The 17452-nt window shown below is 38.3% G+C and carries 13 protein-coding genes; 6 read left to right on the top strand and 7 right to left on the bottom strand.

Features of this window, described 5'->3' with window-relative positions; translation table 11 throughout:
* The first annotated feature begins 125 nt into the window (after window positions 1-125).
* Window positions 126-827, top strand: coding sequence for a hypothetical protein (locus CNR22_14505; GenBank protein PBQ32933.1), 702 nt, complete (start codon window positions 126-128; stop codon window positions 825-827).
* Between the two features lie 160 nt (window positions 828-987).
* Here CNR22_14505 and CNR22_14510 read toward each other — a convergent pair whose 3' ends face one another.
* Complete coding sequence (locus CNR22_14510; protein PBQ32934.1) at window positions 988-1470, bottom strand: GNAT family N-acetyltransferase; 483 nt, start codon at window positions 1468-1470, stop codon at window positions 988-990.
* Window positions 1471-1689: 219 nt separating this feature from the next.
* Window positions 1690-4803, bottom strand: coding sequence for a protein translocase subunit SecDF (locus CNR22_14515; GenBank protein PBQ32935.1), 3114 nt, complete (start codon window positions 4801-4803; stop codon window positions 1690-1692).
* A gap of 296 nt (window positions 4804-5099) precedes the next feature.
* Here CNR22_14515 and secA point away from each other — a divergent pair, with 296 nt between their 5' ends.
* Window positions 5100-8390 (top strand): preprotein translocase subunit SecA, encoded by a 3291-nt coding sequence (gene secA / locus CNR22_14520; protein PBQ32936.1) that lies wholly within the window; start codon window positions 5100-5102, stop codon window positions 8388-8390.
* A 103-nt stretch (window positions 8391-8493) separates the two neighbouring features.
* Complete coding sequence (locus CNR22_14525; GenBank protein ID PBQ32937.1) at window positions 8494-9900, top strand: phosphoglucosamine mutase; 1407 nt, start codon at window positions 8494-8496, stop codon at window positions 9898-9900.
* Window positions 9901-9953: 53 nt separating this feature from the next.
* Here the strand turns inward: CNR22_14525 and CNR22_14530 are convergent, their stop codons facing one another.
* A complete protein-coding gene (locus CNR22_14530; protein PBQ32938.1) occupies window positions 9954-11255 on the bottom strand; it encodes a hypothetical protein in 1302 nt (433 codons plus the stop codon).
* Between the two features lie 5 nt (window positions 11256-11260).
* Window positions 11261-13786, bottom strand: a complete 2526-nt coding sequence (locus tag CNR22_14535; GenBank protein ID PBQ32939.1) for a hypothetical protein — start codon at window positions 13784-13786, stop codon at window positions 11261-11263.
* 125 nt (window positions 13787-13911) lie between these two features.
* Between CNR22_14535 and CNR22_14540 the strand changes: the two genes are divergently transcribed.
* The 3 genes from CNR22_14540 (at window position 13912) to CNR22_14550 (ending at window position 15796) form a co-directional block, all read left to right on the top strand.
* On the top strand, window positions 13912-14955 hold the full coding sequence (locus CNR22_14540; protein PBQ32940.1) for an endonuclease: 1044 nt from the start codon (window positions 13912-13914) through the stop codon (window positions 14953-14955).
* A gap of 81 nt (window positions 14956-15036) precedes the next feature.
* Entirely contained in the window at window positions 15037-15369 is a 333-nt protein-coding gene (locus CNR22_14545) for a hypothetical protein (protein ID PBQ32941.1), read from the top strand.
* A 10-nt stretch (window positions 15370-15379) separates the two neighbouring features.
* On the top strand, window positions 15380-15796 hold the full coding sequence (locus CNR22_14550) for a transcriptional regulator (protein PBQ32942.1): 417 nt from the start codon (window positions 15380-15382) through the stop codon (window positions 15794-15796).
* Here CNR22_14550 and CNR22_14555 read toward each other — a convergent pair.
* The 3 genes from CNR22_14555 to CNR22_14565 all read right to left on the bottom strand — a co-directional run bounded on the left by CNR22_14555 (window position 15786) and on the right by CNR22_14565 (window position 17431).
* Window positions 15786-16175 carry a hypothetical protein gene (locus tag CNR22_14555; protein PBQ32943.1) on the bottom strand — a complete coding sequence of 130 codons (390 nt, stop codon included), beginning with the start codon at window positions 16173-16175 and terminating at the stop codon, window positions 15786-15788. The two genes, CNR22_14550 and CNR22_14555, sit on opposite strands and share 11 nt — an antisense overlap.
* 122 nt (window positions 16176-16297) lie before the next feature.
* A complete protein-coding gene (locus CNR22_14560; GenBank protein PBQ32944.1) occupies window positions 16298-16987 on the bottom strand; it encodes a hypothetical protein in 690 nt (229 codons plus the stop codon).
* A gap of 255 nt (window positions 16988-17242) precedes the next feature.
* The gene (locus CNR22_14565; protein PBQ34915.1) at window positions 17243-17431 is read right to left on the bottom strand and encodes a cold-shock protein; all 189 of its coding nucleotides are present in this window, start codon (window positions 17429-17431) and stop codon (window positions 17243-17245) included.
* Window positions 17432-17452 lie beyond the last annotated feature (21 nt).

A 17452-nucleotide genomic window follows, 5' to 3' on the forward strand; every position in this document is an offset into this window, starting at 1 on the left:
CGTTTTATAATGCCTGGAAGCCCTGTATAGCAGGGCTTTCCTAATTTTTTACCCAAATCGGGAAGTTAGTTTAATTATTAAACCTTTTTTATCTTTACACGTCTTATTGGTATAACAAATAAACTATGAAATCGAAGATGCACGAAGGCCTGAAGTTTAAATTAAAAAATGGAAGTAAAAAATTACTTTCCCTTCTGTTTATAAGCACAACGCTGTTTTTAAACGCACAGGAACAAGATCCTAAAGCTAAAGCCATCCTGGATGAAGTAAGCAAAAGTACTAAAGCTTACAAAACCGTTAGTGCTGACGTAGTTTTTACAATTTACGATAAGGATAAAAAAGTGGTGGACAAACCTCAAAGCTGGAAGTTTCAGTTAAAGGGTCAAAAATTTAAACTGGACATTCCCGGTACTACTATTGTTTGCGATGGAAAAACATTGTGGAATTATAACAAGGACGCTAAAGAAGTGACGATTAAAAATTTTGATCCGAACAACGAAGAGCAAAATCCCAGTACAATTTTTACGATGTACGAATCGGGTTACAAATACAAATACGACAAAGAGCAAACCGTTGCTACGGTGCCATGTCACGTGATAGATCTGTATCCAGCGGTGAAACCAGAGAAGAAAAAATTCTTTACCGTTAAACTTTTCATCAACAAAGCCAAAAAACAAATTGTCCAGTTAAAGATGATGATGAAAGATGGTGGCACCCAGGTGTATGATATTAAAACCATGAAAACGAACACTGAGATGCCGGACGCTATGTTTGTGTTTGACACAAAAGGAATGAAGGCTGATCAAATAAGCGACGAAAGAGATTAGTCGTTTTATTAAGATAAGAAAGTCCCGAAAGGGACTTTTTTTATGTGTTTAAGTGGCCTCTGAGTTTACTTGTGACGTGAGTGCAAACCCTTTTAACCCAACAACGTGGAAACAAAAATCAGCTTCACAAATGCAAGCTGCCAAGCCCAGATGTAAAAAACTAAGGCAGTAAATTTTTGAAATAATATAGAGTGTCTATTGGATTGGGAGAATAGTCTTTAGGCAACTGATCTTTGGTAATTGCCTTAAATCCATTTTTAAGATAAAATTTCTGAGCAGCTAAAAACTGATCCATAGTTCCAAGATAAATTTTACTATAACCTTCTTTTTTGCCCCAGTCAAGCGCTTTAGTTAAAAGTAAGGAAGCTGTTTCAAATCCTTTTCCACGGTATGCTTTATCCACCATCATGCGTTTAAGAACCGCTTCGCCATTCGAAAACAAGCTCAATCCAATAGTGCCAACAACTTTTTGTTCATGTAAAGCCAACCAGAATTTTTGATCTTCTAAATGATATACTTCATTAATACGTGTTGATTGTGGTGATGTAATAGGTAAAGGAAATTCTTTCTCTATTCCTTTCATCATCTGATCGATGCTACCCTGGTATTCGGGACTGTAGTTAATTATCCTTACCGGTTCCATCGATCTTCTTGATGAAATAAATGCGGATAAAAAAACTCACAATAGACATTACCATGATAAAAATTCCAAGTTTCGGATAGCCACCAAGCCATTCAAAAATTCCGGAAAGAAAAAGAAGTCCTACCGCTATATAACCTACCCAGGGTTTGCTCATTGCTTAATAGTTTAAATAAAAAAACCTCTCTATACTTAGAGAGGTTTTTTTCAGAGAATTACAAATTATTTTTTCTTGTCGAAATCTACAACTATTGGAGTAGAGATACACAATGATGAATAAGTACCGATTACACGTCCGATTAATAAAGCGAAGATGAAACCACGGATACTTTCTCCACCGAAAATGAAGATAACCAAGAGTACGAAGAATACAGTTAACGACGTTAAAATAGTACGGCTTAATGTACTGTTTAACGCGTAGTTAATTAACGTATTACGCTCTTCACCGTACGCGTCATCTTTACCACTGTCTCTTAATCTTTCACGGATCCTGTCGAACACAACAACCGTTTCAGTCATGGTATAACCCATTACCGTTAAGATGGCTGCAATAAAATCCTGGCCGATTTCAAGAGGAAGAAGTCCGTCGCAGATTGTATAACAGGATAATACGATTAACACGTCATGGAATAAAGCCACAACCGAACCTAAACCATATTGCCATTTACGGAAACGAACAACAATGTATAAGAACATCATTAAACAAGAGAATAAGATAGCTCCATAAGCACCGTAAACGATATCAGTAGCTATTGTAGGTCCTACTTTTTGTTGTTGAGGAACATCAAATCCTACATTGAGTGTAGACAAACCTTTGCTTAATAAAGAATCTACTTCAGCATCAGCATTTGGATTATTATCTGTTACACGGTAAGTCGTTGTAATCTTGGCTTTATTTGAAGTACCAGCACCAATACTTTTTACTTCAAGCGCAGCATCCGGAAAAACAGGCTCTAAAGCTTTCTTAATATCTTCTGTGTTCATGTCTTTATCGAAATGAACCTGGTAAGTGCGTCCACCTTTAAAGTCAACACCTAAGTTTAAACCACCATTTTTAAAGTAGAAAACAACACCTAGAATGATGATTAAAGTAGAAATTGCGTAGTATACTTTACGTTTCCCTACGAAATCAAAGTGAAGGTTTTTGAAAGCATTACGGGTCATAGAATTATCAAATGGAATTTCCATTTTACGTTCTAGCATCCATTCAAAAATAACACGTGTAATTAAAATCGCAGAGAATAATGAAGTACAGATACCGATAAATAAAGTAGCAGCAAAACCTTGTACCGGGCCAGAACCAAAAACGTAAAGGATAACAGCTAAGATGGCTAAAGTAACGTTGGAGTCAATAATAGAAGACATTGCATGTTTAAACCCTTCTTTAATAGCCAGGGCAGTGCTTTTTCCTAAAGCAAGTTCTTCACGCACACGTTCAAATACGAGGATATTCGCATCCACCGCTAAACCAATGGTTAATACGATACCGGCTATACCAGGTAAAGTTAATACAGTACCCAGAGAAGTGAGGATACCCATAATAAAGAACATATTGGCGATGAGCGCAATGTTGGCTACAAGACCAGATCTGTTGTAATATAACCACATGAATACAAGGATCACCAGTAATGCGATCACAAAACTCACTAAACCTGAATCAATAGCTTCTTGTCCTAAAGTCGGACCAACAATACTCTCTTCCACAATGTGAGCAGGAGCAGGTAATTTACCAGCACTTAAAATTGCAGCTAAGGCGTCAGCTTCAGCATCGGTAAAGTTTCCGGTAATTTGAGATTGGCCGCCTGTAATTTCACCATTTACGCGTGGAGCAGAATAAACCATGTTATCCATTACTACAGCCACACATTTTTTAGCATTATCACGGGTAATCTTAGCCCATTTTTGAGCAGCTTCATTGTTCATGCTCATGCTGATCAATGGCACACCACCTGATTGCTGGTTGTAATCTTTACGGGCATCGGTAATAATATCTCCGCTTAATGCAGCTTTACCGTTACTTCCTGTTTGTTTAATAGCGAATAATTCAAAGTAGCTTCCAACAATTCTTCCTTCTTCATCTTTTTGCTCAACTTCTTTAGAACCCCACATGAATTTTAATTTTGAAGGGAAGACGTTTTTAGATTTTGCGATACGTAAATAAGCGTTCACTTTTGCTGTATCAGCGCGAGAAGTTGCAATACCAACACAAGCTCCTTCTGCATATCTTTCCGGTTTGCCATCTTTATCTACCGTTACACGTCCTTTTAAAGGAACCAACGGTAATACATTCTGGTAGAAAGCATATAAAGGCACACGTTTTTGGAACCCTTTAATAGCGGTATCCTGAGGATTAACAGAGCCTGTTTTTACAGCAGCGGTATCTGGTTTTATAGAATCACCTTTTGCAACAACTGCAGCGGTTGAAGTGGTTACAGGTACCGTAGTGCCAACTTTCACTGCGCTGGTATCAGTAGTTAGAGTAGCACTGTCTTTTTTTGCAGCATATAAAGCGTTGCTGATAACAGTATTCGCTTTATCTAACATTGGAGCAATCTCACCATTCTCGTAAGTTTCCCAGAATTCAAGATTTGCTGTTCCTTGCAATAATTCACGCACGCGTGCTTTATCTTTTACACCAGGTAATTCAACCAAAATACGTCCGCTTTGTTCTGATTTCTGAATGTTTGGTTGTGTTACACCAAAACGGTCAATACGACTACGGAAAGTTTTTTCTGCATTACCGATAGCTTCGTTTACACGCTCATCAATAAATTTAATTACTTCTTCATTGCTTGCGTTGTAAGCAATTTTGCTTTTATTCTCTATGGATTGGAATAATGGTGCTAAACGCCCGTTTGGAGCAATTTTTTTGTATTCTCTTTCGAATAAAGTAATGTAGCTGTCGTTATTCTTAACGCCAAGTTCTTTCTGCGCATTGGCTAAAGCCATTTTGAAGGCAGGATCCTGGTTGTCGTTAGATAAATTTTTGATGATATCCATCACAGATACCTCCAAAGTAACGTTCATACCACCACGTAAATCGAGACCTAAATTAATAGCGTTCTTTTTAACCTCTTCGTATGTATAATCCGCAATGAAGATATCATATACGGTAATCTTTTTCATTGAATCTAAATAACGATCAGCCAGCTTAGACTCCAGGTCTTTTCTGAAATCTTCGGTTTCTGAAGCATACTTACTGGAGCCTGATATATTCTCGGCATAAGCTTTAGCATCATTTTCTACATTATTGGTCACCCACGTGAATGATAAATAAAAAATACAGGCCAGAGCTAAGAGGATGGCAAATATTTTAATCGCACCTTTGTTTTGCATAATCGTAAATTTCTACAGTAAAATTTTTTAATTTAAGGGTGCAAATATATCATTTTGCACTATATTTCCCAATTTTAGATTAAAAAATTGATAATTAGGCGGTTATTACCTTTTTTTGTCCCCATAACCATCTGGATCGTGTAAATTTTTAATCGGCAATAATGTCTTTTCAACAATTCACTTTCTTCCAGATTTGTCATTCTTTATGACATAATGGAGCACAGTTTAACAATTCCAAATTAAACACAAGGTGTGGCCTATTTTTTGTTACCTTTATTGGCTAAATTTTTATTTATATGTTTGATTTTCTTAAAAAGCTGTTTGGGACTAAAAGTGAAAAAGATATTAAAAACCTTGAGTCTAAAGTTGAAGAAATAAATGCCATTTTTAATTCCTTAAGTTCCGTATCAGATAACGATCTGCGAGCCAAGTCTGCCGCGTTGAAAGCCTCAATAAAAGAATCTGTTAAGGCTCAAAACGATAAAATCGAAAGCATTAAGGCCAGTATTGCCAACGATCCCGAGATGGATGTAAACGCAAAAGAAGATTTTTACAAAGAAATTGATGATATTGAAAAAGAAATCACGGTTGAACTTGAAAAAGCCTTAACCCAAAATTTACCTGAAGCATTCGCAATCTTAAAGGAAACGGCGAGACGCTTTAAAGATAACAAAGCTCTAACGGTTTCTGTTAACGAATTCGACCGGGAACTTGCGAAAACCCACGCCAACGTAGTTATTGAAGGTGATAAAGCAGTTTATAAGAACACCTGGTTAGCTGCCGGCTCTGAAATCACGTGGGACATGGTGCATTACGACGTGCAGCTCATTGGCGGGATGGTATTGCACGAAGGAAAAATTTCTGAGATGACCACAGGTGAGGGTAAAACACTGGTATCTACTTTACCGATTTTTCTAAATGCTTTAGGCGGACGCGGTGTGCATGTTGTTACAGTTAACAATTACCTTGCAAAACGTGACAGTGAATGGAATGCACCACTTTTCCAGTTTCATGGATTAAGCGTGGATTGTATTGATAAACACGAGCCAAATACCGACGAACGTCGCATCGCCTACAACTGCGACATTACCTATGGAACAAATAACGAATTTGGTTTCGATTACCTGCGTGATAACATGGCACGTAGCGTTGATGAACTAGTTCAGCGTAAACACAATTTTGCAATTGTGGATGAGGTGGATAGTGTTCTGATCGATGATGCCCGTACTCCTTTGATTATTAGTGGTCCAACTCCCCAGGGAGATAAACATGAGTTTATGGATTACAAGCCCCGTATAGAAAAACTGGTGAACGTTCAAAAACAATATTTGCAAACTTGTATTACGGAAGCCAAAAAATTAGTGGCAGAAGGAAAAGAAAAGGATGCAGGAATTCCCTTATTCAGAGCTTACCGCGGACTTCCAAAAAATGGCGCACTCATTAAGTTCTTAAGTGAACAAGGTATGAGAGCCTTGATGCAAAAAACCGAAAACCATTATATGCAGGATCAAAATAAAGAAATGCATATTATAGATGCAGAACTTTATTTTACCATTGATGAAAAAAACAATCACGTTGAATTAACGGAAAAAGGAATTGATTTTTTAACCGGTAACAGTGATGATCCTAAATTTTTCGTGATCCCAAATGTGGGAGACGAGATTGCAGACATTGAAAAAACACTTGTAGATCCTAAAGAAAAAACAGCGGCTAAGGAAGTAGTGATGCGCGAATTCAGTATTAAAAGCGAGCGTATTCACACAGTTAACCAATTATTAAAAGCCTATACAGTTTTTGAAAAAGATACTGAATACGTAATCGATGGCGGACAAGTAAAAATTGTTGACGAACAAACAGGTCGTATCATGGAAGGCCGTCGCTACAGTGACGGCTTGCACCAGGCTATTGAAGCAAAAGAAAATGTAAAGATCGAAGCGGCAACACAAACTTACGCAACGGTTACCTTGCAAAATTACTTCCGTATGTATAACAAGCTTGCCGGTATGACTGGTACAGCAACTACAGAAGCACAGGAGTTTTGGAGTATTTATAAATTGGACGTTGTTGAAATTCCAACTAACAGACCAATGACGCGTAAAGATGAGCAAGATCTTGTTTATAAAACAAAGCGTGAAAAATACAACGCGGTAATTGAAGAGGTTGTGAAATTAGTTGCTCTTGGAAGACCAGTGTTAATTGGTACTACAACGGTTGAGATTTCAGAATTGTTAAGCCGTATGTTGAAATTACGCGGCATTAAACACAACGTATTAAATGCGAAATTACACGCTAAAGAAGCGGAGATCGTTGCAGAAGCCGGTAAGGCGGGAACCGTTACTATCGCAACGAATATGGCCGGCCGTGGTACCGATATTAAACTTGGTGCAGGCGTAAAAGAAGCCGGTGGTTTAGCAATCATTGGTACCGAGCGTCACGAGTCGCGTCGTGTTGACAGGCAATTGCGTGGTCGTGCGGGACGTCAGGGTGATCCGGGAAGCTCACAGTTTTTTGCGAGTCTCGAAGATAATCTCATGCGTTTATTTGGTAGTGAGCGTATTGCTTCGCTTATGGATCGCATGGGTTTAAAAGAAGGGGAAGTAATTCAGCATAGCATGATTACCAAAAGTATTGAGCGTGCGCAGAAAAAAGTAGAGGAAAATAACTTTGGAACCCGTAAACGTTTGATCGAATATGATGACGTTATGAATGCGCAACGTGAAGTGATTTACAAACGCAGAAGGAACGCTTTATACGGAGATAAATTAAGCATTGATATTGCCAACATGATTTATGAAGTAGCTTCAGCGATCGTGGAAGAATATCATCCGGCAAAAGATTACGATGCATTTACTTTAGAGTGTATTAAAAATTTCGGAATTGAAAGTCCGTTTACGGAAGCGCAATTCAGCAATGGTAAGGAAGACAATCTCACTCAGCAATTATTTGACGCGGCACAAGCCCATTACATTGAAAAAGCGCAGCTTATTGCCCAACAAACATTTCCGGTAGTAAGCGATGTTTATAGAAATCCGAACAATCATTTTGAAAACATCGAAACTCATTTTACAGACGGGATCAGGGGAGTTCGTGTAATCGGTAATCTTAAGAAAGCCTACGAAACAAAAGGTCGCGAGTTATTCTTAGGATTCGAAAAAGCGGTTGTATTAAGCATGATTGACGATTCATGGAAAGAACATTTGCGTGAGTTGGATGATTTAAAACAAGCCGTACAAAATGCTTCTTTAGAACAAAAAGATCCTTTAGTGATTTATAAATTAGAATCCTTTAACTTATTTAAAGAGATGATCACTAAAGCGAATAAAGAAGTTATTTCATTTTTAATGAAGGGCGGTTTGCCGGCTCAGAATGAACCACAACAGCAACCGCGTTTCAGCCAGGATGCCCCGGTTCAGAAAAAAGAAAAGCTCGTGGAAACCCGCAATGAAAACGCCATTGAAGAACAAAATGCGCAACAAAAACCAAAACCGCAACCTATTCGTGTAGATACGAAGATTGGAAGAAATGACCCTTGTCCATGCGGCAGCGGCAAAAAATATAAGAACTGCCACGGTGTTGGAATAGCATAAGTAACAAACTATTAAAAACACCGGTTTCTCATAAGTAACCGGTGTTTTAATTTAAAAAAGATTAAGACAAAAATTTCATTAATTTTGATTTTCTATTCATTACATGACAAAAATTAAATTCGGAACAGACGGTTGGAGAGCTATTATTGCTCAGGACTTTACAGTAGATAATGTAGCGCGTGTTACAGAAGCAACGGCAAAGTGGATGTTAGCTAAAGAAAAAAATCCAACGGTTGTGCTGGGTCACGATTGTCGTTTTGCGGGTGAGCTTTTCGCTGAAACAAGCGCGAAAGTTTTTGTTGCCGCAGGAATAAAAGTTTTTTTAGCAAAAGATTTTATAAGCACTCCTATGATCTCTCTGGGAGCAGTGAGATATAAAACTACTCTTGGAATTATTATCACTGCAAGCCATAATCCACCCTCTTACAATGGCTACAAAATTAAGGGAGCCTATGGCGGACCATTAGGTCCTGACGAGGTTCAGGAAATTGAAGATGCGATTCCTGAAAAAGCCAGCTATAACTGGCAGTCGGTAGATCTTAAAGAGGCCCAGAAGTCGGGAAAGGTTGAAATTGCGCATCTTGAAGACATGTACATAAAGCATGTAGAAGATAGTTTTGATATTAAAGCAATTAAAAATTCAAATTTAGTTCTTGCTTACGATGCCATGTATGGTGCAGGACAACGTGTTATCGAACGTTTGTTTCCTGAAATATATAAATTACATTGCGATAACAATCCTGGATTTCATGGACAAGCTCCCGAGCCTATTCATAAAAATTTAATTGAGTTTAGCGATTTCATAAAGAAGAAAGGCAATATCTCATGCGGTTTGGCAACAGACGGAGATGCCGATCGCATTGGTCTTTACGATGATAAAGGTAATTTCGTTGATTCGCACCACATCATTTTATTATTGATCCACTACCTGGTGAAATATAAAAATATGAGCGGGAAAGTTGCCGTAGCTTTTAGCACTACTGTAAAGATCAAAAATATGTGTGATTATTACGAGCTTCCAATGGAGGTTGTAAAGATCGGCTTCAAACACATTTGCAGTATTATGGTGAACGAGGATGTGTTGGTAGGTGGCGAAGAGAGTGGCGGAATCGCCATTAAAGGACATATTCCTGAACGCGATGGTATCTGGATGGGATTAACTATCTGGGAATTTATGGCGAAAACCGGCAAGAGTCTGAATGACCTTATTCAGGAAGTTTATGCCATTACCGGTACTTTTTGCTTTGATAGACATGATCTCCACATCACAGAGGAAATAAAAAACAAAGTTTTACAAAATTGTAAAAATGGTACCTACAAAGAGTTTGGTACTTATAAAGTGAGTCGTGTTGATGATCTGGATGGATACAAATTCTTTTTCGATGAAGACACCTGGATGATGATTCGTGCAAGTGGCACTGAGCCCGTATTGCGTGTTTACGCAGAAGCATCGAATAGAGAGATAGTAGAAGAGATTCTTGCGAGTGCAAAAAAAGTACTGTTGGGTTAGAAAAAATAACTTTCAAAATCTAAGCGGGCAATTTGTCCGCTTTTTTTATAACACTATTTTTCCTTCACAACAATATCATCCAACTGATAACTTGTAGCCCCGGCTGTAGTACTTTTGTATCTGAAAGCAATGCGGGTGCCCGAAGATTTAAAGGTGTTTAATGGCACATATCCCGAAGCCATCCAAAGGTAGTCTCCCGCGGTTGGAGAAATAGCGCAACTGCCTGTGATCGCACTCCACGTTGCAGATGCGGGATTACCTGAGGAGTAGTCGGTGCTTACCAGGATATCCAAAACAGTTCCTGAAAATTTTGCTGCTGTTTTAAAACTTACTATGGGATCTTTTGCAGAAGCAAGATTTATAGCAGGTGAAATTAACCAGTTTTCTGAATTCGTGTTACCACTGACATAACCGCTGATTCGTGCGTAGGGACTGGGAGTTAGCGATGATGTTGCTGTAAACCAATTTACGGAGCTGTTAGTTACGGAGTAAGTTATCCAACCTCCACTCGTTACTGAAAGATCATTAAAATCTTTTGCCATAAAGGTTCCGGCGTTTAAAGTCGTGCTGGGCGTCGCACAAGGAGCACCGTTCATGTTTACCTCGTTGTAATCGCGAAGTAACAATTGCATCGTAGAGTTATATTGACTAACGATAGCTATTATGGTTCCATTTCCCTTAGGCAAAGGTTTACCTGCGAAGTTGGACCGTCCGCTGGTTCTCAGCGTGACTATTTTTCCGGCTTCGCAGGCACTAAGTGTTTGAGTAATACTGGTTTTTCCAATGGCATCGGCAAATGTGGGAACAAGTGTATTTGTTTTAAATTCCAGTCCCGTTAACTCAATCAATTGCGATTGTAGCGCTGCCGAATTTGTTGGATTAGCACTGTAAGAGAAAACTTCATCCAGGGTAACATGTTTGGGGAGAACATCATTACCTGAAGATAGTTTCACGATGTTTTTTGCTACATCAACAGAATCTAAATAAATCATGGAGTTTGCCGAAATAAGATATAAATAGTTGAGATTGATTCTGATCTTGTCTCCAATGTAAAGTCCACCCGACTCTTTTAAATTTAACTGGATTGCAGAACCTGCATCGTCTCTTACAAATACCTGCTGATAGAGGTTTCCGCTTAATTCATCGGCAATAACAGTGCAATAAAGATTAGTGTCTCCGCTCCCGAATTTATAAGATGAAATAGGTCCGGTCAATCTGCTTTTTAGTTTTTGAATGCTGAGTTGTGCGCTTTCACTTACTTGTTTCAGCGGAGGGTAATCATATTCTTTTTTACAGGAATACACAATCCAAACGAGTAAAGCTAATTTCAAAAAATCAGTAAGGCGTGTTTCCATAAAATTTAAAAGTTAAAGTTTATAATAAGCATATAGGTCCTTCCAGTCATATAAACATATTTGTTGGGGAATTTAGAAATGTTCTGCTGATCCCAGCGTAATTGCTCATAGCCGCCGGTGATGACGGTTTTTGTATTTAATAAATTGTTGACGCTGATATTAAAGCCCAGATTTTTTTTCTTGTTAAGACGAAAAGATTTTGCTGCACTAAAATTTAAAGTAAAGTACGATGGAAGTTTTTCCTGGCTGATTAGTTGCTGAGCGAGTTCTCTTTCATTGGTTTGAAATTTTCCTGCTGCTTCTAAGGTTCTTCTATCAGGATTGGGTTCAATGTAAATCTCATCAAAATAATTCAGACATAAACCCGCTGACCAGAATTTTTTACCGGTATAGCGGTATCCAATAGCACTTACAAATTGAGGAGAATTTCCGAGCCTGAAATTTTTTAAATAAACCCGGCGGTTAAAATACAGTGAAGTAGAGTTATTATCCTGCCAGGCCTGTAGCTTCGGTTGGTTGGTATAGTACGATTGAGCAAAGCCAGAAACGAATTGCATACAATGTGAAGAACGAATAGTTTTTTCAATGCTTAATTCGAATCCTCTGTGTTTTTGGCTCACATTGGTCATTATCAGGTTTACTAAAGTGTTGTAAGAATCATCGTAGTAAGTACGTAGCCAGGTTTGATTGTTTATTTGTGTAGAATAAAAAGTCAACCTGATTTTTGCATTCGGATATTTCGCCAGGTAATTAATGTCGGATGAAATAACTTCTTCGTTTTTAATATCATCAACTACATCGTTTCTCACGCGTGGCGATATAAAAATATTTGTTGCTTCAGGTGCCCTTGAAAGAATATTAATATTTCCCGTTATAAAATTTCGTCCACTTAACTTATAAGTTGTTCCGGCTTTAAATCCATAATTCAGAAAATTTAATTTTTCACTTTCTCCTTTACTTGTTGTAGGAAATTTTCCGTTTGCCAGCTCTCCCGTTCGCCAGGCCTTGCTGTCAGAAATGCTGGCGGCACCATAAAAATCGATGTTGTTAAAAGAGTATTCGAGCATAGCCCAGGCTTCTATTTTATTTATGTTTACAACATAGTCGTATCCAAAACGATCGCCCGTAAAAATTTTTCTGTTCGGCTTACTAATATCATTTTGCTGAATCATAGGATCAACGCCAAGGTTTGCCGCAAACTGATCTACATCAATCCAGAAAGTAGACCCTAACAAATCTTCGGCTTCTTTGTACTTCCTGTTTTTATACATGAAACCATTTATGCCCATACTTAAAAATAAATTCTCTTTTCTTTCATTGTAAACAAAAGTAAAGCCTGAATTCCGGAGGTTTTCAATTCTATTTTCCAGAATGTATCTCGCGCGCGTGTCTGTACTATTGGGAGCGTTGCTGCTGTCTTCTGGAGCCGAATAGAGGTTTGCCTGGTTTAAAGCAATCAGTTTATCCCAGTTTATTTGTTTTGTATTCACGTCGTTTTCCCAGCTGTATGTTGCAGCATCACCGCCTGTAATATTTCCCGTGGCATAAAAGTAACCCGGCAAATATTTATAGTAATCGGGTTTAGGATTCGCGGCGGAATTAAAATTTAATCCGCTTAAACTTGATTTTCCAAAAGTTAAATATATAGTTGCCGTCACCCTGCTCCTGGTATTCGGCGTGTAAATGTGTGACAATAAAAACATGGGACGTAAATTTTTGCTGATGCATGCATTGCGCACTTTTCCATTTTGATACCCCCACAAACTATTATAAAAGTTTGTTCCGCTGAGGGTATAAGCTTCTAGGGTAGCAGCGGTCGATAATCCTTTTTCTATGGGAGCAATAAAACCTGTAAAGGAAATTAAATGTTTGTCGTTTATTTTCTTATCAAGCGAAGTATAAAAGGATCTGGCATCAAAATAGGTTCCGGGAATTAAAACTTCCTTTCCAAAACGGGTAGAAGCAGAAACGGTTAGCGCCCAGTTGTTTTTCATCAGTCCGGTAGAATGGGTGAGCATCATCCTGTGCCTGAAAATTCGGCTGGCATTTGCGTAGGAAACGCGCGTGCCTTTTTTAAAAGACGAAGCCCTTGAATCAATATTGGTGTAACCTCCGGGTCCCGAGAAACCATAGCGGTTAGCAACCGTACCAAAACGTGTCTCGGTAAAACGTGTCACATCGTTTAAACCACCCCAACTGCTCCAGGATGCAAACCCTGTTTCCGCATCAGTCACATTTACACCATTTAACATCACGGTTTGGTTCTCTCCCGAGTACCCACGCATACAGTAGCGCGCCACACCAAATTGAAAACTTGCAAACTGTGTAAAAAGATCTTTACTCGATTGCAGAAGAGACGAAACATCCTGATCATCCAAATCAGATTCGGCATCGCTTCCTCCAGTGCTAAAAACCGGTATGCTGCAGGCCGCCAGAGTGTCATGTCTGGATGTTACAATCAAGGTATCCAGTTGCGAAAAAACGCAGAGCTTACTAACCAGAAGTGCGCAGCAAAGTAGTTCTTTTTTCATAAAGGGGGAGCCGCCCAAAAATAAGCAAAGACCTAAGGTGTCAAATGTTTTTTAGACTAAGTGAGCAGGTGCATAGACGAGGATGACTAAGCTTTTACTAGGTTTAATGAATGGAATTACCTTGTATGAGAAAAATTGTTTTTGTGCTTTTTATTTGTCCGGTGTTTTTTGTATTCCCCCAGAAGCTCGACTCTACCAAGGATTACTGGATCTCTGCCATAGGATTTTGGAATGTTGAAAATCTGTATGACACCTTGAACGACAAATGGAAAAACGACGAAGACTTTACTCCTGAAGGTGTAAATCGTTGGACGGGAGAGCGCTATTGGATAAAAATTGACCATCTCGCTACAGTTATCGGCGAAATGGCAACAGATATTACTCCCGATGGACTTGCGCTTTTAGGTTTATGCGAAGTAGAGAACAAAAATGTTGTGCAGGATCTTATCAGCTCCAGTCATTTAAAAAAACGAAATTATCAATTTGTACATATCGAAGGTCCCGACATTCGTGGGGTTGATCCTGCTTTTATTTATAATCCTAAGTATTTTAAAGTGAAAAAGGCGGTTTCGTATCGTGTAAAACTTGTAACAGACTCAGCTCATAAAACACGCGACATCTTAGTTGTAAGTGGTTTTTTTTGTGGTGAAGCACTTACGGTTCTTGTGAATCACTGGCCATCGCGCAGGGGTGGAGAAATGGCAAGCAGGCCGAATAGAAATGCTGCAGCCAAAGTGGCGCGGAAGATTGCAGACAGTATCACGAAAGCAGATCCGCTTTCAAAAATTGTAATTATGGGCGATCTCAATGATGATCCCATGAATGAATGTGTAAAGAAATGCATCGGAACCTATGCAGATATTTCGGAGGCAAAAGAAGACCAGTTTTTTAATCCCATGGAAAAACCTTTCCTAAAAGGCATAGGCACATTGGCCTGGCAAGACAGTTGGAATTTATTTGATCAAATTATACTGAATAAAAATTGGCTTCCTGATGATTATGAAAGCTGGCAATATTACAAAGTTCGCATCTATAATAAAGACTATTTAAAAGCAGATCATGGAAATTTTAAAGGATATCCATTTAGAACATATAGCGGAGGCTCTTATACGGGTGGATACAGCGATCATTTTGCTTCTTACATTATTATTGCAAAGAAAGAAAGGTAAACATGTTAACAAATAACCGTGACACGGAAAGTTAAATCTTCACTTTTTGTGAAGATTTTAAAAAAAAATGAGTACATTTGTATGAGAATAAATTTGATTAAAAGACAAACCGTTAAAGATTTCGTATTAAGAAACAGCGGAAGTAAAAAAGCATTCGAAGATTGGCTCTTTAAAATAAAAGCTGCAGATTGGGAGGTTCCGGGTGATATGAAAACTACTTTTAACTCGGTAGATTTCTTAGGAAAGAATTGTCACCGTGTTGTGTTTGATATTGGAGGAAATAATTATCGTTTGATTTGTAAGTATGCTTTCGGCGATAATGAAGTTCATTTATTCATCTGCTGGATTGGAACTCACGCGCACTATGATGAGTTGTGTTCAGAGAACCGGCAGTATACAGTTAGTTTATACTAAATATTATAATATGGAAACATTAAAATACAAAGTAATTAGCTCGGAAAATCAATACAAAAACTATTGTAAGATTTTGGAGCACCTGGTTTTTTCTTCTCTAAAAACTAAATACATAAAAGATGAAATTGCTTTACTAAATGTATTGATCAAAAAATGGGATGAGGAGCACACTATATTTAATGATTTGGATCCTATCCAACTTTTAAAGTCCCTGATGAAAGATCATAAAATGAAAGCCACGCAATTAGCTAAGCTTTTAAACGTAAGTGAAGGTTTAGTCTCGGATATGTTGCACTATAAAAAAGGTCTGTCAAAAGACTCGATAAGAATTTTAGCTTCACATTTTAAATTAAGTCAGGAAGGCTTTAACAGGATCTACAAGTTAACATTAGAAGATAAATCCCGTAGATCTAAAGTTACTGTTTGACTTTCTTCCCCTTATAGATATTAGTATACATAACATGGGTAGGATGTGAATTATCAATGTACAAGCTGTCTTCACCGAAAAAGTAACCCATAAAGCGGGGAGCATCAAAATGTGTGTCATCACTCATTGTTACTTCGAGGCCGTTAATAACTAGATTGCCAGAAGTTGATGATTTTTTTACCTCCACAACCGTACTATAGGAAGTGTCGTAAATATATGCGTGATTAAGCGAGTCGTAAAACAGTTGTTTACTTCGCAACAAGCAATTATATGTTCCCGCATGGCCATCGCGAGGATCTGTATGAGCTTCTGTTTTTTCTTTGTGGCAAGAAACTAGAGTGACGAAAAAGAGAGAAACTAAAAAAAGGGATGTTTTCATGGTTTTTGGGTTTTAAGAGTGTCTTCAAATTCTATAACCAGAGTTATAGATAAATTTATGTAATAAACCTGATACTCGTGAGCTTTTAACAAAAAAACAGCAATCCGTTTAGATCAAAAATCTCATTTCCTCCTCTTGTAACATAATCCCACATTCAAAATATTGATCTTATAACCGATTCCACCTTCACCATAAATACCAATATTCTTCGAAAAGTAGTAGCGCACTGTTAGAGACATTCCAATGGCAGGAGTAAACGAAGATTTAGGTTTGGTGGAAGGAACGTCATTTATTATGTAAGACTGAAAAGCGTTGAGATGCGCCCCACCAATATAACTGGTAAAGACGTCCAGTTTCCTTCGCACAAAATAACTGTGGTGATGGGTAAAACGCACTGCGAAGAGTATGTTATAAAATGTACTTTTTACAAAATCATTATCTCTCTTGTAGTTGCGTTGCGCCAGCCAGCCTGAAACAAAAGGACCAAGGCCCCAATAGGCATTGCTTGCGTAAGGATAGAAACAATGATCTACTCCAAAGACGAAAGCAGGCGTTTTATAATAAGCTTTCACATCTGAATCAAGCAGGTTACGGTCTAAATGTCTTTTGATTGCCCCAGATCCAAGATATGTAACGGTTACTCCCTTGCCGTAAGAAAGTTTGCTGAAAATGGAATCGTGTGCGGCCGAAATCTTATGCGTAAGAAGTAGCATTAAAATTATGAATAGAGACAAGTGTGTTTTTCCGGACCGCATTTTGAATTTTGAAGATACGATTTTTGCGAGGATTTGAAATACCTGAATATGCAGCATTGTATGTTATGCCGGGCCAATTACCAAAGCCGGGCAAAAGTTCAGTGTGCCGATAGTTATCGGGATGGGCGCGCCGCGTAAGGCCGGGACCCTCAGAAGAAAAAGGTTTGCAGGTAAAGAATCATGCTTTTCTGCTTCAGGGAGAGGCGCCCCAATAAGGCAAAAAAATTACTCAAAAATCATATTAAAATTTTCCATAAAAAAAGCCCCGCATTTGCATGTGGGGCCTTTAACTCTATATTTAGAGAGAGATAATTAAGCTAAACGAACGTTAACTGCGTTTAATCCTTTTTTACCTTCCTGAACTTCAAAAACTACGTTATCATTCTCACGAATGTCTTCTTGTAATCCCGTTGCGTGTACAAAGATATCTTGTCCACCTTCTTCTTTAATAAATCCGAAACCTTTTGCTTCGTTAAAAAATTTTACTACTCCGTTTTTCATTTTGTTTTGTTTTTTGTCCTG

The sequence above is a fragment of the Sphingobacteriaceae bacterium genome (genome assembly GCA_002319075.1).
Classification (GTDB): domain Bacteria; phylum Bacteroidota; class Bacteroidia; order B-17B0; family Aurantibacillaceae; genus Aurantibacillus.